The sequence below is a fragment of the Kitasatospora sp. Root107 genome (genome assembly GCF_001424875.1).
In the GTDB taxonomy this organism is placed as follows: domain Bacteria; phylum Actinomycetota; class Actinomycetes; order Streptomycetales; family Streptomycetaceae; genus Kitasatospora.
Genome location: NZ_LMCT01000030.1, coordinates 70637 through 87778 on the forward strand (window position 1 = coordinate 70637; position 17142 = coordinate 87778).

The window sequence follows — 17142 nt, forward strand, 5'->3', positions numbered from 1 at the left end:
ACGGCCGACCGGGTCAGGCAGGCGCCCGTACGGCGCTCCTGGCGAAGCGCCGTACGGGGGCGGTGAGTTGGTGGTCCGAGTGCCGTCAGGGGCCGAGGGTGTCGAGCAGGTCCCAGGCCATCAGGCCGGCACCCAGGCAGCCCGCCGTCCCGCCGAGCGCCGCCGGGACGACGGCCGGTGGTCGCTGGAAGGTCAGGCGGCGCCCGATGGCGGCCCGCAGCGGTGTCAGCAGGACCTCCCCGGCCTCGGCCAGCCCGCCGCCGATGATCACGGTGCGCGGATCGAGCAGCGTGACGGCGGTGACCAGCCCGTCGGCCAGCGCGGCCACGGCCTGCTGCCAGACGGCCACGGCGCGGGGGTCGCCCGCCGCCAACTCCCGTACGCAGTCCGCCGCGTCGGCCTTCGGCCGGCCGGCGGCGGCGGCCCAGGCCCGGCCGACGGCCGAGGCCGACGCGAACTGCTCCAGGCAGCCGAGCTGGCCGCAGGCGCACCGGGTCCCCCCGGGGCGTACGACGATGTGGCCGATCTCGCCCGCGGCGCCGTTCGCACCCGCCTCGATCCGCCCGCCGATGCCGATCGCGCCCGCGATGCCGGTGCCGAGGGCGAGGAAGAGGAAGCGGTCGACGTCCCGGCCCGCGCCGATCCGGCTCTCGGCGAGCCCGCCGGTCCGGACGTCGTGGCCGAGGGCGACGGGGAGGTCGCCCAGCCGGTTGCTGAGCAGCGCGCCGAGCGGGACATCGCGCCAGCCGAGGTTGGCGGCGTAGACGGCGGTGCCGGTCGCGCTGTCGATGATGCCGGGCACGGCGACGCCGACCGCCACGGCCGGTTCGCCGAGGTGCCGTTCGCCGTGGCCGCGCAGTTCGGCGGCGAGGTCGAGGATGGACTCCACCACCGCGTCGGGTCCGCGTTCGCGGCGGGTGGCCAACTGCGTACGGTGCAGCAGTTCGCCGCCCGCTCCGATCAATCCGGCCTTGATTCCGGTGCCGCCCACATCCAGGGCTATGACGTGTTTCACGGGAGACAGTGTGGCCTATTCCTGCGAATTGATCCAGCCCGCGCGGATGGATTTTTGGATTCCGGCAACCGGTTGACGCGCTGTCGGAGAAATGCATAGCATCATCGCGCGGTCAAATCCTCATTTCAGAGTAGAAGAGTGGTGTCTCTTGTGATCCTTACGGGGCCTGAAATCGTTGAATCCGCGAGAAATGGAAAGATCTCTATATCGCCGTTCAATCGTGACCAGGTGAATCCGAACAGCTACAACGTGTGCCTCGGTGAAACGCTCGTCACCTACACGAGCGGCGTCATCGACGCGTACCGGCCGAACCCGACCGACGCCATGAAGATGGACTCCGACGGCTACGTGCTGCAGCCCGACGAGCTCTACCTGGGGCACACGGTGGAGGAGGTCGGCTCGGACTGCTTCGTGCCGCTGCTCTTCGGGCGGTCCTCGGTCGGGCGGCTCGGGCTCTTCGTGGAGATCACCGCCCCGATCGGGGACATCGGATTCCACGGCCAGTGGACCCTGATGCTGTCGCCGATCCGGCCGTTGCGGGTGTACCCGGGCATGAAGATCGGGCAGATCATGTTCTTCGACACGCTCGGTGAGATCGAACCGTATTCCGGGAAGTACCAGGGGGCCGTCGGCCCGCAGGAATCGCGCTACTGGCGTGACAAATTGGGGCAGCTGTGATTCTCACCCGAGCCGAAATCGTCAAGGCGGTCGAGGCGGGCGATATCGCCATCGAGCCGTTCGATCCCCGCCGGCTGTCGCCGAACGCCTATGACTGGCGGCTCGGCGACACCATTCGCAGCTGCAATACCGACCTCGATGCGGCCCATTCCTCGGAGTTCGTCGAGCACGTCATCCCGGCGGAGGGCATGGTGCTCCGGCCGGGCACGCTCTACCTGGGTGTCACCCACGAGCGCACCCACTCCGAGCGCTTCGCGCAGATGATCAACGGGGATCGCACGGTGGGGGCGCTCGGGGTGTGGGTGCATGTCTCGGCCCCGCTCGGCCACGTGGGCCACGCCATCAAGTGGACGCTGGAGATCCGGGTCGCCCGCCCGGTACGGATCTATCCGGGGATGACCTTCGGGAAGATCGTCTTCCTGAAGACCCTTGGCGCGATGGCCACTTACCAGAGCATGGGCCGGAAATACACCCGTAGCAGCGGCATCGACACGTCGCGCCTGTACGAGGAGCTCGCGTGAACATCCTGACCGGAATCGACCTGACACCGGACAGCCCCGGCGGCAGTGTGGAGCTGCTGCGCGACCTCTACGGCGGGCCCGAACCGCTGCTGCCCCGACGTCTTCATGCTCGCCCCGGAGGGCGGGCCGGCTCCGGACGGCGGACCGGAAGCCGGGGCGAACCCGGCGCTGCTGCCGGTGACCGGGAAGACCGTGTCGGGCGCCGACTTCTGGTCCTACGTCGACCGACTGGGCGCCGCCGTCGCGGACCGGTTCGGCAGCCAGGACTACGACGTGCTGCACCAGCACCACCTGACCTTCGGCGCGACGGCCGCGCTGCAGCGGGTCTTCCCGGACCGGCCGAAGATCGCACTGGTGCACGGCACCGACCTGCTGTACGCGGCGGACCACCCGACCCAGGCCGAGGTGCTCCGGGAGACGGTGGCGGCGGCCGCCGCGATCGTCGTGCCCACCATGGCCATGGCGGACCGGCTGCGGCAGCTGACGCCGGTCGCGCCGGAGCGGATCGTCCAGGTGCCCTGGGGCGTCCCCGACCGGCTGCTGGCCCGGCCGCCCGTCCGGTCCGAGCGGAGCCCGGGCGTCCTGCGGGTGTGCTACGCGGGCCGGCTCACGGCCGAGAAGGCCACGGCCGAGGTGATGCGGCGGTGGCCGGGCCTGGAGGGGATCGAACTCGCGGTGGCAGCACCGCAGTCGGAGTTCGCGGCACTGGCCGCCCGGGCCGACCTGTCCCGGGTGCGCTATCTCGGCTGGCTGTCGCGTGAGGAGCTGTGGCGCGAGTTCGGCCGACACGACCTGCTGATGGTCCCGTCGCTCAAGCTGGAGGCCTTCGGGCTGGTGACCATCGAGGCCCAGGCGGTCGGCCTGCCGGTGGCGTACCAACCCGTGCCCGGCCTGGCCGAGGTGCTGGGCGACTCCGCGCTCGCGGTCGACTTCGGGGACCTCGAAGCGCTCGCGCTGCGCCTCAAGGAGTTCCGCGCCGGACCGGGCCTGCTGGACGAGTTGGCCGCCGCCGGGCTGGCCAACAGCAGGCGCTTCCCGCTGTCGCGGACCGCCCGTGAGCTCGGCGAGCTCTCGCACGCCGTGGCCCGCTAGCCCGCCCGACAGCCCGTACCCCGCTGGAGACGACCATGGATGACCACTCGACGGACGATCACGCGACGCGCGGGGACTGCGTGTTCTGCGCCATCGTGCACGGACGCCACCCGGCCCCGATCCTCTACGAGGACGACCTCACGGTGGCGTTCCTCGACATCACCGCAGTCATGGACGGCCACACACTGGTGATCCCGAAACGCCACGCCGCCGACCTCTGGCAGATCACGCCGGAGGACGCCGCCGCGGTGATGAGCACCGTCCACCTGATGGCTCGGCGCATCCAGGACGTGCTGGCGCCAGACGGTCTGACGCTCTTTCAGGCGAACCGGGAGGCAGGGTGGCAGGACGTGTTCCATCTGCACGTCCACCTGGTGCCCCGGACGGCCGGTGATCACCTGCACCGGCCGTGGAAGGCCGACCCGGTGCCGCTGGAGCAGTTGGCGGCGACCCGCGCCCGGCTGTCGCTGCTGCCCGCCGACCCGGCGAAGCTCGCCGACCCGGCCGATCCGAGGACGACAGTGGAGAGCTGTGTTGCGTAGTACCGACCTTTCGATCCTGCGAGAACGCTCCTTCCGGCTGCTGTTCTCGGCCCGGTCCGTCTCCCTGCTCGGCGACGCGATCGCGCCCGTCGCGCTGGCGTTCGCCGTCCTCGGGATGCCGGACGGCTCGGGCACGACGCTCGGCTTCGTGCTCGCCGTCCGGCTGGCCGCGCAGGTCGCGTTCCTGCTCTACGGCGGCGTGCTGGCGGACCGGCTGCCCCGGCACCGGGTGATGATCTGGGCCGAGCTGGCCGCCGGTGCGGTGCAGGGCGCGATCGGGTTCCTGGTGCTGACCGGGACGGCCTCCACGCTCAGTCTGGTCGCCCTGTCGGTGGTCGGCGGTGCCGCCAGTGCGCTGTTCACCCCGGCCTCCCGGACCATGACGGTCCAGCTGGTGCCGGCCGACAAGGTCCAGTCGGCGAACGCGCTGGTCCAATTGTCGATGAACGCCGGCAGCATCGGCGGAGCCGCCCTCGCCGGTGTGCTCGTCACGGTGCTCGGTCCGGGCTGGGCGCTGATGGTGGACGCGGTGACCTTCCTGGTCTCTGCCGCGCTGCTGACCGGCATCCGGCCGTCCCGGGCGGCCGACGCCCCGGCGCCCTCGACGGACCACATCTTCACCCAACTCAAGGACGGTTGGCGGGAGTTCACCGCCAGGACCTGGGTGTGGGCCACCGTCGCCCAGCTGGCGCTGGTGAACGTGTGCATCGGCGGCGGCTTCGTGGTGCTCGGGCCGGTCGAGGCCGCGAAGCACCTCGGTGGCGCGTCCGCCTGGGCCGCCGTCCTCACCGCCCAGGCGATCGGCTTCGTGGTGGGCAGCCTGCTGGCGATCCGGGTCCGGCCGAGACGGCCGGTGCAGGCCGCGGCCCTCTTCACGCTGGGCATCGTGCCGTCCCTGCTCTGCCTGGCCTGGACCGCACCGGTCGCGGTGACCGCCTGCGCGATGCTGGTCACCGGTGTGTGCATGAGCCTGAACGACGTCACCTTCCTGACGGCACTTCAGAAGCACCTGCCGGAGGAGTCGATGTCCCGGGTGATGTCGTACGACGCCTTCGGCTCCTTCGTCTTCATCCCGCTCGGTCTGGCCGTCGCCACACCGATCGCGGACAGCGTCGGCATCGGCCCCGCGCTGGCCGGTGCGGCGGCACTGATCGTCCTGGCGGCGCTCACCATGGTGGCCCTGCCCAGCGTGCGGGCCATGCGGGACGACCCCGAACCACTCGCCGGGCCGGCGCTGCAACCGGCCGAAAGCTAAGGCCCTCCGCCCCCCCAATGGCCGGAGGGCCTAAGGCCCGGTCGGCGGCCATTCCCACAACGAAGGAGACGTCATGTCAGAGGACCAGCCCTCGGCCCTGCTCGTCGGTACGGACGTGTACGCGATGCGCGCCTGCCTCAGGACCGGCATCAAGCCGTATGTCGTGCACGGCCCGCACTTGAACGACTGGGGCAGCATGGAGCTTCCCGAGGGCGCGGTGGGGATCTTCGCGGAGGATCCGACCAGCATCGAGAGCATCCTGTTCAGCCTGCGCCGGGCGGGCGCCACCGAGCGCGAGTTCCTCTTCGTCCAGACCTCGGACGAGGAGGCCCTGGTCACCGTCGCGGCGCTGGCGAAGGTGCTCGACCTCCCGACGCCGGTGGAGGCGGACATCGCCCTGCACTTCCGGGACAAGTGGCTGCAGAAGCAGATCGTCTCGGCGGCGGGGGTGGACGTCGCGGCCTCGCAGGTCATCGAGGACATCCAGCACCTGGACCCGGCCGGCCTCGCGGACTTCGGCCGGGCGGTGCTCAAGCCGCTCGCCGGTGCCGGTACCAGGAACACGTCGGTGGTCGGCAGCCGCGAGGAACTGGTCGCGACCTGCCAGGAGTACCGTCGGCGCGGCGTGCCGCAACGGACGTTCGTGCTCGAGGAGTTCATCACGGGTGACGAGTGGATGGTCGACGGCGTCGTCTTCGACGGGGAGCTGCAGTTCCTCAGCGTGGGCAGCTACGTCGAGCCCTGCCTGACCGCCGTCGACTCCAACCGGGTGCTGCAGCTGGAGCGGTTCGACCCGACCGCCGACGCGGGCGTCTACGACCTCGCGCGACCGGTGGTCGCGGCGGCGCTGCGGGCACTCGGGCTGCGGCGCGGGGTGTTCCACATGGAGCTCTTCCACCAACAGGACACCGGCAGGCTGGTGTTCGGCGAGTGCGCCGCCCGGACGGGTGGCGGCCTGATCCACGAGTCGGTGGAGTACAAGTTCGGCGTGGACCTCGGCGCGGCCGCCATCCGGTGCGCGGCGGGTGTCGACCCGCAGGTCGAGCCGAAGGTCAGGCCCGACAGCGTCAGCACGATCTTCCTGGCCGGCCGGCCGGGCACCCTGATCGGCCGCCCGTCGCCGGCCGAGATCCGCGCATTGCCCGGCGTGGAGCACGTCCGGCTGGACCTCCCGTACGGGTTCCGGATGGCGGATTCGGTGGCGGACACCACCGAAGGGGTCGGGCAGGTGATGCTGAGCGGGCGCACCCGGGAGGAGGTACGTGAGCGGCGGGAGTTCCTGACCCAGTGGTTCGACGAGCGGCTGACGGTGGTGCCGACCCACGCCGACTACCCGGAGCTCCGGCGCTGGCAGCAGGCCAACTGGCCGGACTCCGTCTCGCCGTTCGGCACCTACCCGCGCGACTGACCCGGCGTCGTAGCGGCACCGCAGGGCTCCTGTCCGGGGCCCGGCGGTGCCGCTCGGCCCGCTGATCTGATGGGAGCTCAGATGAACCTCGACGTACTGTCGTTCAACATTCGTCACGGCCTGGGTACCGACGGGGTGCTCGACCTCGACCGGACCGCCCGGGTGATCCGGTCGAGCGGCGCCGACGTGATCGGTCTCCAGGAGGTGGACCGGCACTTCGGGGAGCGCAGCGACTGGGGTGACCAGGCCACCGCGCTGGCCGAACTGCTGGGCTACCACCTTGCCTTCGGCGCCAACATCGACCTCGATCCGCCGGCTCCGGGCCGGCCGCGGATCCAGTACGGCACCGCGGTGCTGTCCCGCCACCCGATCGTCCGGTGGGACAACACGCACCTGTTCCGCTCGCCGGACGAGGAGCAGCGTGGCCTGCTGCACGCGGAGATCGACGTCTACGGGGTCGCCGTGCACGTGTACACCGCGCATCTCGAACTGTTCTCGGAGACCGATCGCGTCCAACAGGCCGAGCAGGTGGTGGAGTTGATCGGTGCCACCGGCCCGGCGGTGCTGCTCGGCGACTTCAACGCCACCCCTCGGACGGCGGAGATCGCGACCGTCCGGGCGAGCTTCACCGACGCGTGGACGGCGTTCGGTAGTGCACGTGCGGGATCACCAGGATGTGGGTCGGCGCCTGCGGGTGGATGTCCCGGAAGGCCAGCGTCCGCTCGCTCTTCCAGCGCAGCGCCCGGCACCTGCCGGTGCTCGCCCGGCTGGTGGTCGGGCCGGAGGACAGCGCGAGGTAGCGGATGATCATCTTCCGTAAGTTCTCGGCTGGGCACGGAAGTTACTGCTGCGTAGATGTTTTGGGGATGATCCACCGGATGCAAGGATTCGGATGATCACGTACCGAGTGCCGAGGAGTGCCACCCCATGCCCAGCGCGAGAGTCCTGATATCCGGTGCCGGAATCGCCGGCACGACGGTGGCGTACTGGCTGCACCGGCACGGCTTCGAGCCGACCGTGGTGGAGCGGGCGGCGGAGATCAGGAACGGTGGCTACAAGGTCGACATCCGCGGCGCCGCCCTGGACGTGGTCACCCGGATGGGGCTGCGGGAGACCATCGGCGCACACCGTACCGACGTGCGCACCGGCTCGATCGTCGATGCGGCCGGAAAGCGGGTGGCCGCGATGGACGGGGACACCTTCGGCGGCCGCCAGGCGCAGGACGCCGAACTGCTGCGCGGCGACCTCAACCGCATCCTGCACGAGTCGACGAAGGGCGAGGTGGAGTACCTCTTCGACGACTCCATCGCGGCCCTCGACGAGAGCGCCGACCACGTCACCGTCACCTTCGCGAGCGGACTGGTCCGGGAGTACGACCTGGTCATCGGTGCGGACGGTCTGCACTCCGTGACCCGCGCGCTGGCCTTCGACCGGGACGAATCCCGGTTCATCCACGATCTCGGGTACTACATCGCCATCTTCGGCGTCCCGAACCACCTCGGCCTCGACCGCGAGGAACTCACCTACGTCGGCCCCGGCCGCACCGCCCTGACCTACAGCACGGCCCAGGAGACCGGCGCCAAGGCGATGTTCCTGTTCGCCTCCGAGCCGCTGGAGTACGACCGCCGCGACCGGGCCCGGCAGCAGGAACTGCTGGCAGCCGCGTACGCGGGCGAGGGCTGGGAGGTGCCCCGGCTGCTCGAAAGCATGGGCAGCGCACCGGATTTCTACTTCGACTCGCTCAGCCAGGTCCGGATGGACCGTTGGTCGACCGGCCGGGTGGTGCTGCTCGGGGACGCCGCCTACTGCGCCTCGCCCGCCTCCGGCCAGGGCACCAGCCTGGCGCTGACCGGCGGGTACGTGCTGGCGGGTGAACTCGCGGCGGCCGGCGGGGACTTCGCCGCCGGGCTGGCCGGGTACGAGCGGGAGCTGCGCCCCTTCGTGGCGGTGAACCAGAAGCTCGGCCCCGCCAACGTCAAGCGGATGGTGCTGCGCAGCGCGGGCCAGGTGCGGATGTCGATGGCGATGCTGAGGCTGCTCAACCGCCTGCCCGGCAAGAACCGGCTGATGGCCAAGGCGGTGGAGCCGATCCACAAGGCCGCCACCGCCATCGTGCTCAAGGACTACTGAGGCTCAGCCCGAGTGGGCGTGGGAGGGCTCGGGGTGAGGAGCCCACAGGGGAGTGCCGAGCTGGCCCTCCATCTCGTCCAGGGCCTGCCGGACCGTGGTGATGCGCAGCCGCAGCTCGTCGGCGGGGTCCGTGACCTCGACCGCCGGACGGGCGGCTTCGGCCGCCTCGGCCGCCTCCATCGCGCGGGCCTCGTCCAGGGCGTTCAGCACCACCCCGATCAGCACGTTCACCAGGACGAAGGAGCCGAACAGCACGTAGGAGGCGTAGAACACGATGCTGAACGGTGAGATCTCGAGCCCGGCCCGGACCGAGTCTCCCAGCCCGTCCAGCGTCATCAGCAGAAACAGCGTCAGCGCGGCCCGGCCGAGCGAGCCGTAGTGCTCCGGGTCGTACGGGGCGAAGCAGATCCAGCCGACCATCGAGTACACGTAGAGCACCAGCGCCCCGACCACCAGGAAGCTCGCCGTCCCGGGCAGGCTGCGGCCGACCGCGACCAGCAGCACGCGCAGCTGCGGCATGAAGCGGGCCGTGCGCAGCACCCGGGCCAGCCGGAGCAGCCGGAGCAGGGTGGTGTTCTCGCGCAGGAACGGGATGAACGCGGACGAGACCACCAACAGGTCGAAGATGTTCCAAGGGTCGCGGAAGAAGGCCCCCGGCCGGTCCAGGTGTGCGCCCAGCCGCACCAGCATCTCCAGCGTGAAGACCACCAGGCAGGCGAACTCGGCCTCGTCGAGCGCCTGGCTGTACACGGTGGACAGCCCCGGGTAGGTCTCCACACCGAGCAGGACGGCGTTCAGCAGAATCACCGTGAGCACGGTGAACGCGAACACGGGTGCCTCGTTCACCGCACGGCAACGCACGGCCAGCCTGCCGACACCGGCCTGCACTGCGGTCAGCTCTGTCATTGCTCTCCCCTTGTACCGACCGCCGGGCGGGACGGTGATCGTTGTTCCGCTCGCCCAACGCCTGACTCCCCGTCCGGGCACGCAACCGCCCCAAACCTCACCCGAACGTGGACATTCGACCCATCGCGGGTAAGACCCTCCGGCAATTGGGGGGTGGGTGAAGGAGCGGCGGTGGGGTGCGTGGCTCGGCGGTGCCGAGGAGGGAGTAGATGCGGAGCATCGGCGACTGACGAGAAGCCGGCGAGGTCAGTCGCCGATGCTCCGCATCTACTCCCTCCTCGGCACCGCCGAGCCACGCACCCCACCGCCGCTCCTTCACCCACCCCCCCAATTGCCGGAGGGTCTAAGGTGCTCGCTTCGATGTTTCCGATCGCAGGTCGGGGGCGCGGGTGAGCGCGAAGGGTGTCGGGCATGAGGAGCGGGCAGCGGCTGGGGCGGCAGTTCGGGTGGCTCTGGGGTGCGTACGGGACCAGTGCGCTCGGCACCTGGCTCGCCTTCGGCGCGTTCCCGCTGATCGCCATCCAGGTGCTGCACTCGGGACCGGCCGAGGTCGCCGCGCTCGCCGCCGTCGGAGCCGCGGTGGGCGCAGTCGTGGCGGTGCCGCTCGGCCCGTGGGTGGAGTTCCGCCGCAAGCGGCCGGTGCTGATCACGCTGGACCTGGTGCGGTTCGCGGCACTGCTGACGATCCCCGTCGCGTTCGCGCTCGGCGTGCTGACCTTCCTTCAGCTCCTGGTGGTCTCGGTGGTCGTCGCGGCGGCCGACATCACCTTCCGCGCCGCCTCCGGCGCGTACCTGAAGATGCTGTTGCCGGCCGAGGACCTGCTCGTCGCCAACTCCCGGTTCGAGTCCACCTCCTGGACGACCACGATCATCGGTCCGCCGCTGGGCGGCGCCGCGATCGGCCTGCTCGGCCCGGTGGCGACGGTGGTGCTGGACGCGGTCAGCTACCTGCTCTCGGCCCTGGGCATCCGCGCGACGGGCGGGTCCGAGCCGCCGCCCGAGCGCCGCGAGGCCGCGCGGATGCGGGCCGGGGACCTGCTCGACGGTTGGCGGTACATCCTCGCGGACGCGACGCTGCGTCCGCTGTTCTTCAACACCGCCCTGTTCAACGGCCTGGTGATGGCCGCCACGCCGCTGCTGGCCGTCCTGATGCTCGGCAACCTCGGCTTCGCACCGTGGCAGTACGGCCTCGCCTTCGCCGCGCCCTCGATCGGCGGACTGCTCGGTTCGCAGCTGGCCCGCCCCCTCGTCACCCGGTTCGGGCAGCACCGGGTCCTGGCCGGGGCCGGGACGTTGCGCGCGCTCTGGCCCGTCGGCCTGGCCTTCGTCGGGCCGGGCACCGGCGGGCTGCTGGTGGTGGTCGGCGTCGAGTTCGGGCTGATCTTCTGCTGCGGGGTCTTCAACCCCGTCTACGCCACCTACCGCCTGGAGCGCACCCCGGCCGACCGGGTCGCCCGCACGCTGTCGGCCTGGGCGGTGACGACCAAGGCCTCGACCGCGCTCCTGACGGCGGCCTGGGGCGTGCTCGGCACCCTGCTCGGCCCGCGTACGGCCATCGGCCTGGCCGGTGTGCTCCTGCTGGCGACGCCGCTGCTGCTGCTGCCGCGCCGCGCGGCAGCGTTCCGCCCCGAACCGGAGCCGGCGCCGAACCGCGCCTGACGGGCCGTCACGGTTGTGACAGGCCTGTTGCCGGGGATGTGGTCCGGGTCACTGCCGCCGTGATCCAGAACTGGTCGAATCGGTGGATGCGTAGTTCCTTCTCTGCACTCCCCGTCGTCCTGGCCGGTGCCCTGCTGCTCGCCGGGTGCGGCTCGCAGGCGGCCGGCCCGGGGAGCAGGGGTGGGGCGCTGTCGCCTGAACCGTTGCCCGGCGCGTCCTCCTGCGGAGTCGTGCCGTCCGGGGGCTCGGCCGGTCCGGAGAAGGACGGTGTGAAGATCACCGCCGTCCGTGGCGCCTGCGCCGAATTCGAGGTCACCAACCGGGAGGCCGGGCCGCTCTCCTACTCGATCTCGCTGACGTTCATGGCGGCTTCCGGAGGAGCCTCGGTGACCGCGGAGGAGGCCGTTCTGTCGGTCGGTTCAGGGCAGACCGTGAAGCGCACGGTGGTCGGGCCGTTGGCGTTGGGCAGCGTCCCGGCAGGCGTGCGGATCGTCAAGGTGCGGAGCGTTCCGAGCGCCGAGGCGTCGGCCGAGACCGGGCCCTGTCCGCCGTCGGGAGTGCGGGTCTATGCGGACCAGGGGAATGCCGCGATGGGACTGCGCGCGGTGGGTCTGCACCTGGAGAACTGCGGCACCGGCACCACCCGGCTCAACGGCTACCCGCAGCTCCAGATCCTGGACGAGGAGCACAAGGTGGTGGAGAGCGTGCAGGTGCTGCAGGGTGGCAGCGCCATCGCCACCGGCACGGGCGCCGACGGCCCGCCCGAGCCGCTGGCCCTGCAGCCCGGCGAGCGGGCCCAGGCCATTGTGGTGTGGCGCAACACGCTCGAAGCCGGGGTCGCCGACCCCGTGAACGCGCCGTACCTGCGGGTGCGGGCGCAGGCGGGCTCCGACCCGGTGATGGTGATCCCGGAGCTCGACCTGGGGACGACCGGGCGGCTCGGCGTCGGCGCCTGGCAGCGGGAGGACCGGAAGGGGTGAGAGCCCCGGCGCGGTCGCACCGGGGCCCTCACTCGTCTGTGGGTCGGGGCAACTAGCCCAGGGGGAGGTCGAGGTAGGAGGGGTCGGACGCCGGCGAGCTGATCGTCGTGGTGCTGCCGTCGACGGTGGCGTGCGAGTAGAGCTGGTCCATGCTGTTGATCACCAGGGCCAGGCGGTGGTCGGCGGGCACGTCGTAGGCGGCGGCCTGGAGGTCCCAGTCGACGGTGGTGTCCTGGTCCGGGGTGAGGTCGGTCAGGGTGTACGGCTCGTGCGCGATGATCCGGGCGGTGTCGTCCGGGCCGACGTCGAACAGGTAGGCGACCAGGGTGGTGGAGGCGGCGGTGCTGCGGACGGTCAGGCGCACCCGGGGAACGCCCCTGAGCCGTCGCGCGGTCTGCCCGTCCGAGCCGCCGGTCAGCGCCTCGGTGGCCCAGATCAGGAGGCTCGGCCGCTCGAACTTCGCGGTCTCGTAGACCTTCGGACTGCCGTTCCACTCGGCCTGGCCGGTGGTCAGGACCTCATCGACCGCGGTGGCCTCGGTCAGGCTCCCGGCAGTGAACTCCCGGGTCCAGGCGCTGTTCTGACCGAGCATCAGGGCGCCGTCCTGGTCACCCGGGGCGGCGTCGGCCAGGAACCAGCGCTCGACCTGGGTCGTCACCTCGTCCCAGCTCTGCCGCGACTCGCGTACGGCCGGCTCGGTGATCACGTTCTTCCCGGTGTCCGGGTCGGCCTCGGTCCGGTAGGTGAACATGACCTGGTTGTTGACCTCGGGCCAGTCGGGCACGTCGTTCGGGATGCCGCGCAGGTGGTGGTCCAGCCAGGCGAAGGCTTCGGCCACCGGGGTGTTCGGGCCGCTGAACGGAATGGTCAGCCCGGCGCCCTCCGGTGCCGCGTGGTCACCGATCCACAGGTTCAGCCGCTTGGGCACGGTCAACTCGTTGAAGGTGTCCAGGACCTGGTTGACCGGGAAGAGGGTCTCGTGCCAGGTGTTGGAGAAGAAGGTCGGAATGCCGAGCCGGTTGGTCTCGGGGACGAACCGCTCGGGGGCGCGCTTCTCGCCCCAGTCCCGTACGCGGTCAAGGTTCTGACCCAGGTCGAAGTCCCGCAGGATCTGCTGGGTCTCCTCGTCGAACTTGCGCTCCACCGGCCCGCCGGTGAAGTTGACCAGCGCGGCGACCGCCTTGAGGTGGCAGGTGTCGTTGTGCAGCAGGCTGGTGGCCAGGTTGCCCCAGGTGCTCAGCGCGACGACCGCCGAGACCCGCTCCTCGGGATCGCTCGCCGCGACCAGCTGGCTGATCCCGGACCCGTACGACTCGCCGAGGAACCCGATCGAGCTCGGCTGGAAGTACTGCTGCGCATAGGTGATGACCTCCCAGCCGTCGGCCCGGTCCAGGGGGCCGGCCACGTCGATGGTGCCGCCGGAGGTCCAGGGGCTGTCGAGGTAGCCGCCGCCGGGGAGCTTGGTGGTCAGGCCCATGCCGCGCGGGGTGTACGCCAGCACGTGGTAACCCCGGAGCGCGAGTTGGAGGTACGTGTACTCGAACAGCACCCAGCCGAACGGCGTCCATCCGGAGGGGACGATGACCACCGGGCGCGGTTCGGAGGTGTTCAGCTTGATGGTGTGCGCCGAGAGCTCGATACCGCCCGGAGCCGTGATCCGCGGGAAGCCGATGGTGGCCACCCGCCGCACGTCGGCGACCAACTGCTCGAGCTCGGGGGTGAGTACGCTCCGGGTGGCGGCGCCCTGCAAGGTGGCCACCAGCGCCTGGCCGACGTTGGCCGCGTCCGGGGCGACCGCTGTGCTCGACGCCCAGATACCGCCGTCCGCGATCTGTACGAGCTGTGCGGCGGTGACCGTACTGGTCGAATCGTCCTGGGGTGCGTTCATGGTCTGTTCCTCTCCTGCCGTTCGGACGTGCCGGAGCACGGCGTCACATGCGTCAGGAGCCGGAGGCGTGTGGTGGGCCTCCGGCGTAACACGATCATGGGGTAGGTGAAATGGCCTACCAAGGGCCGCAGTTGGAACACACGGTCGCGGCTTGGTGGCTCTCCGTGACCATAGCACGATACTTCGTGTGCGGTTCGGAGCTTCTGACACCTGGCTTGACTTCGACGTCGGTGCGAGCCAATTCGCGACGCGGACCGGCTACTTGACCTTGGTGCAGCCGGTCTCGTCCGCCTGGTGCACGGCAACCTCGGTGGGCAGGGCGGTGGGCACCGGTGCGGTCGGGGTGCCGGTGGCGGGCCGGTAGTCGGTGCCGAGGGTGACCACCACGCCGGTGCCGGTGCCGCCGGCCACGACGGCGGACTCGGACAGGCCGAGGGCCAGGGCGATGGCGAGGGCGGCGTTCTTCTGGTCGGCCCTCGGGTACTGGACGGTACTGGTGGTCACGTTCTTCGGCGCTCCGGTCCCGGGCTCGGCCTTGTACTTGAGCTTGGCCAGGGTCTCGGCCGTGCTGGTGGCCAGGCCTTTCTGGGCGGTGCTGTTGAGGACGGTGACGCTGACCGTGGCCGGATTCACCGGTGGTGCGGCCGGGGCGGGGGCAGCGGTCGGAGCGCTCGGCTGTCCGCCGCTGTGGTCCTCGCCGCCGTCGAGGGGCTTGTCCAGCCGGATCAGCGTGAAGAGATCTCTCGACTGGGGATCGACCAGCTTGTTCTTCTCGCGGAGCGTCGGGTCCCGGTCGTCGTGGGTGAACGCGGTGGGTGGTTGGACGAACTCGACCTCGGACGGCTTGATGTTCTTGAGGTCGTCGGCCAGCGAGACCAGCTTGGTGGTGCCGGCGATGTTCTCGGAGACCGTGAGCGACTTGGTGGCGGCCTCGATCACCGAGAACGCCTTGGTCGGGTCGAGCAGGGTGCCCTTGTCCGTGAGCTTGCGCAGCAGGGAGGAGAGGTAGGCGCGTTGCATCGAGAACCGGCCGATTGCGGTGCCGTCCAGGACCTCGTAGCGGGTGCGGACGAACTGAAGGCCCTGTTCACCTGTCAGCTTGACCGGGCCGGCCGGAATGTCGAGGTGCGAGTTCTTGTCCGAGACCGGGGTGCACAGGTTGACCTCGACACCGTCGACGGCGTCGGTGAGGTCCTTCACGCCCTGGAAGTTCACCACCGCCCAGGCGTCGATCTTCAGGCCGGTCAGATTTTGGACGGTGTCCTGGACGCAGCCGGGCCCGCCCCGGCCCATCGCCTCGTTGAGCGGCCGGTGGTTCACCGCCTGGGAGACCTTGCCGTCCTTGGAGGTGCACTTCGGTATGTCGATCAGGGAGTCCCGGGGCAGGTCGAGGGCGACCGCCGCGCGCTTGTCGGGGTAGACGTGCAGCACGATGTTGACGTCGTTGTTGCCGAGACCGGTGTTCTGCCGGTCGCCGTAGCCGCCGCCGAGGCCCTTCCGGCTGTCGGTGCCGATGATCAGGATGTTCATCGCCACCCGGCCCTTGGCATCGGCCTGGCCGGGCGGTGGCGGGGCGTTGCCGGCGCCGAGCCGGTCCGACTGGATGTTGGAGTCCAGGTGCCGCAGGTAGAGGAAGGCGCCTCCGCAGCCCGCGACCACCAGTGAGCCGGCGGTCAGCAGGACCGGCACGACCCAGCGGGGGCGGGTCTTCTGCTGACGCCGGCCGTGCTTCCCGGCTGCCTGTCGGGCGGCCGCCCGTCCGCCGGGATTCGGCTCGTGGTTGGTCATGGCGCGTCCCCCGGTCCTCATGGTCGGCCCCCCGTCGGGCACTTGTACGAACCTATCGGAGATCACGGGCCGGGCTGGAATCTGTTACAGAATCAGAACGCTTCGGTGAACGGATGTTTGAGCGGCCGTCGGCTGCCTAGGCCGACGGCCGGTCGGGTCAGACGTTGCCCGGCAGCTTGGGCGGCGCGATCTCGCCGAGGCAGAGGATGACGGTGCTGCTGGTCCGCTTCTCTGTGTAGGTGGCGACGAGTCCGGGCTCGGTGTCGCACTGCTTCTCGTTGCTGCCGTGGATCACCTTGAGGACCTTCAGGTCGGCGTCGCCGGCCGAGCAGTCGACGATCGTCACGTCGGGGTCGTCGTCGGGGCCCGCGCTGTGGACGCAGTCGCCGGCCTTCGCGGCCTTCGGGTCGTCCTTGTAGAAGTAGGCGGCGGCGGTCAGCGCGAGTGCCGCTCCGACGATGATCACGAGTGCCGCCCGGAGGCCGGGGCCGAACCAGCGCCTGCGCGGTGCCGCGCTCTCGGCGGCCTCGGCGAACGGTTCGGCTTCGGTGGTGTCGGGGAGCTCGGGGGCGGGGCTGGCCACAGTCGTCCTCAGGGTCGGATTCGGCAGGGTGCGCCGCCAGAGACTAGGGCATCCAGTGCCCACCAATCGAGCGCCAGGGCGAATTGCTCACACGGATCTACCAGAACGAACATGCCTGTGTTAGAAATGCGTCATGGCTACTGCGAACCGCCTCGATGTCACCCTGCGCCTGGTCCAGGGCGCCGAGCAGATGGGTGTCGGCGAACTGGCCCGGCGGCTCGGCGTGTCCGAGATGACGGTGCGACGGGATCTGGACGAGCTGGAGCGCCAGGGGATGGTCGAGCGGGTGCGTGGCGGCGCCCGGGCCACCGGGACGCGGGAGAGACGGATCGGGTTTGCGGCGCGGGAGCCGTGGCAGGCCGCCACCAAGAACCGACTGGGCGCCGCAGTGGCCGAGTTGGTGGAGCCTGGCCAGACGGTGCTGCTCGACGCCGGAACCACCACCGTGCACGTCGCGGCGCATTTGATCGCGCGGGCACCGCTGACCGTGGCGGTGCTCAGTCTGCAGGCGGCCGTCCGGCTGGCGGATCAGCCGGGGATCCGGCTGCTCGTGCTGGGAGGCGAGGCGCGGGCGAACGAGCAGTCGTTGGTCGGGCCGCTCGCGCTGCGGGCGGTGGACGCGCTGGTCTTCGACTGCTTCGTGATGTCGATCGGCGGGGTGCACGCCGAGCACGGGTGGTCGGAGTTCTCGCTCGAC

At 70.6% G+C, this 17142-nt stretch carries 15 protein-coding genes and 2 pseudogenes; 11 read left to right on the forward strand and 6 right to left on the reverse strand.

From position 1 onward, the window contains the following. Positions 1–85: 85 nt before the first annotated feature. Complete coding sequence (locus ASC99_RS24500; protein ID WP_063857170.1) at positions 86–1015, reverse strand: ROK family protein; 930 nt, start codon at positions 1013–1015, stop codon at positions 86–88. Positions 1016–1165: 150 nt separating this feature from the next. On the opposite strand from ASC99_RS24500, the gene dcd reads away from it, so the two are divergent. From dcd to ASC99_RS24535, 7 genes and pseudogenes are all read left to right on the forward strand, one after another. Next, positions 1166–1693 carry a dCTP deaminase gene (dcd, locus tag ASC99_RS24505; protein ID WP_057235727.1) on the forward strand — a complete coding sequence of 176 codons (528 nt, stop codon included), beginning with the start codon at positions 1166–1168 and terminating at the stop codon, positions 1691–1693. Beyond that, positions 1690–2214: a hypothetical protein gene (locus tag ASC99_RS24510; RefSeq protein ID WP_057235730.1), complete on the forward strand. Its 525-nt coding sequence runs from the start codon at positions 1690–1692 to the stop codon at positions 2212–2214. Before dcd ends, ASC99_RS24510 begins: the two co-directional genes overlap by 4 nt. 105 nt (positions 2215–2319) lie before the next feature. Further along, positions 2320–3306 (forward strand): glycosyltransferase family 4 protein, encoded by a 987-nt coding sequence (locus ASC99_RS24515; RefSeq protein ID WP_369825155.1) that lies wholly within the window; start codon positions 2320–2322, stop codon positions 3304–3306. Positions 3307–3341: 35 nt separating this feature from the next. Then, positions 3342–3848, forward strand: coding sequence for an HIT family protein (locus ASC99_RS24520; RefSeq protein WP_063857171.1), 507 nt, complete (start codon positions 3342–3344; stop codon positions 3846–3848). Continuing rightward, positions 3841–5103 (forward strand): MFS transporter, encoded by a 1263-nt coding sequence (locus ASC99_RS24525; protein WP_057235733.1) that lies wholly within the window; start codon positions 3841–3843, stop codon positions 5101–5103. Before ASC99_RS24520 ends, ASC99_RS24525 begins: the two co-directional genes overlap by 8 nt. Positions 5104–5176: 73 nt before the next feature. After that, positions 5177–6511 carry an acetyl-CoA carboxylase biotin carboxylase subunit family protein gene (locus tag ASC99_RS24530; RefSeq protein ID WP_057235737.1) on the forward strand — a complete coding sequence of 445 codons (1335 nt, stop codon included), beginning with the start codon at positions 5177–5179 and terminating at the stop codon, positions 6509–6511. An 81-nt stretch (positions 6512–6592) separates the two neighbouring features. Further along, a pseudogene (locus tag ASC99_RS24535) lies at positions 6593–7132 on the forward strand (endonuclease/exonuclease/phosphatase family protein); the annotation flags it as partial. A gap of 25 nt (positions 7133–7157) precedes the next feature. On the opposite strand, the pseudogene ASC99_RS41075 reads toward ASC99_RS24535, so the two are convergent. Further along, positions 7158–7241 (reverse strand): annotated as a pseudogene (locus tag ASC99_RS41075) (HIT domain-containing protein); the annotation flags it as partial. A 197-nt stretch (positions 7242–7438) separates the two neighbouring features. Here ASC99_RS41075 and ASC99_RS24540 point away from each other — a divergent pair. After that, positions 7439–8641 carry an FAD-dependent monooxygenase gene (locus ASC99_RS24540; RefSeq protein ID WP_057235742.1) on the forward strand — a complete coding sequence of 401 codons (1203 nt, stop codon included), beginning with the start codon at positions 7439–7441 and terminating at the stop codon, positions 8639–8641. A gap of 3 nt (positions 8642–8644) precedes the next feature. Here the strand turns inward: ASC99_RS24540 and ASC99_RS24545 are convergent, their stop codons facing one another. After that, positions 8645–9547, reverse strand: coding sequence for an ion transporter (locus tag ASC99_RS24545; RefSeq protein WP_082598590.1), 903 nt, complete (start codon positions 9545–9547; stop codon positions 8645–8647). Between the two features lie 411 nt (positions 9548–9958). Here ASC99_RS24545 and ASC99_RS24550 point away from each other — a divergent pair, with 411 nt between their 5' ends. Continuing rightward, positions 9959–11206: an MFS transporter gene (locus ASC99_RS24550; RefSeq protein ID WP_057235745.1), complete on the forward strand. Its 1248-nt coding sequence runs from the start codon at positions 9959–9961 to the stop codon at positions 11204–11206. An 86-nt stretch (positions 11207–11292) separates the two neighbouring features. Then, positions 11293–12186 carry a DUF4232 domain-containing protein gene (locus ASC99_RS24555; protein ID WP_057235811.1) on the forward strand — a complete coding sequence of 298 codons (894 nt, stop codon included), beginning with the start codon at positions 11293–11295 and terminating at the stop codon, positions 12184–12186. A 52-nt stretch (positions 12187–12238) separates the two neighbouring features. Here the strand turns inward: ASC99_RS24555 and ASC99_RS24560 are convergent, their stop codons facing one another. The 3 genes from ASC99_RS24560 to ASC99_RS24570 form a co-directional block, all read right to left on the reverse strand. Next, positions 12239–14074, reverse strand: coding sequence for an alpha/beta fold hydrolase (locus ASC99_RS24560; RefSeq protein ID WP_057235748.1), 1836 nt, complete (start codon positions 14072–14074; stop codon positions 12239–12241). A gap of 258 nt (positions 14075–14332) precedes the next feature. Then, positions 14333–15862 (reverse strand): LCP family protein, encoded by a 1530-nt coding sequence (locus ASC99_RS24565; protein ID WP_057235751.1) that lies wholly within the window; start codon positions 15860–15862, stop codon positions 14333–14335. A 157-nt stretch (positions 15863–16019) separates the two neighbouring features. Continuing rightward, complete coding sequence (locus tag ASC99_RS24570; RefSeq protein WP_057235754.1) at positions 16020–16445, reverse strand: hypothetical protein; 426 nt, start codon at positions 16443–16445, stop codon at positions 16020–16022. A gap of 133 nt (positions 16446–16578) precedes the next feature. Between ASC99_RS24570 and ASC99_RS24575 the strand changes: the two genes are divergently transcribed. Then, positions 16579–17142, forward strand: a 564-nt coding sequence (locus ASC99_RS24575) for a DeoR/GlpR family DNA-binding transcription regulator (protein ID WP_235583112.1), incomplete at its 3' end; no start/stop codon positions are given.

Excerpts from the sequence above, each read along its gene's own strand:
- ASC99_RS24515 (WP_369825155.1), top strand. The coding sequence starts at position 2,320 with ATGCTCGCCCCGGAGGGCGGGCCGGCTCCGGACGGCGGACCGGAAGCC.
- ASC99_RS24520 (WP_063857171.1), top strand. The coding sequence starts at position 3,342 with ATGGATGACCACTCGACGGACGATCACGCGACGCGCGGGGACTGCGTG.
- ASC99_RS24530 (WP_057235737.1), top strand. The coding sequence starts at position 5,177 with ATGTCAGAGGACCAGCCCTCGGCCCTGCTCGTCGGTACGGACGTGTAC.
- ASC99_RS24540 (WP_057235742.1), top strand. The coding sequence starts at position 7,439 with ATGCCCAGCGCGAGAGTCCTGATATCCGGTGCCGGAATCGCCGGCACG.
- ASC99_RS24545 (WP_082598590.1), bottom strand. The coding sequence starts at position 9,547 with ATGACAGAGCTGACCGCAGTGCAGGCCGGTGTCGGCAGGCTGGCCGTG.
- ASC99_RS24550 (WP_057235745.1), top strand. The coding sequence starts at position 9,959 with ATGAGGAGCGGGCAGCGGCTGGGGCGGCAGTTCGGGTGGCTCTGGGGT.
- ASC99_RS24555 (WP_057235811.1), top strand. The coding sequence starts at position 11,293 with ATGCGTAGTTCCTTCTCTGCACTCCCCGTCGTCCTGGCCGGTGCCCTG.
- ASC99_RS24560 (WP_057235748.1), bottom strand. The coding sequence starts at position 14,074 with ATGAACGCACCCCAGGACGATTCGACCAGTACGGTCACCGCCGCACAG.
- ASC99_RS24565 (WP_057235751.1), bottom strand. The coding sequence starts at position 15,862 with ATGACCAACCACGAGCCGAATCCCGGCGGACGGGCGGCCGCCCGACAG.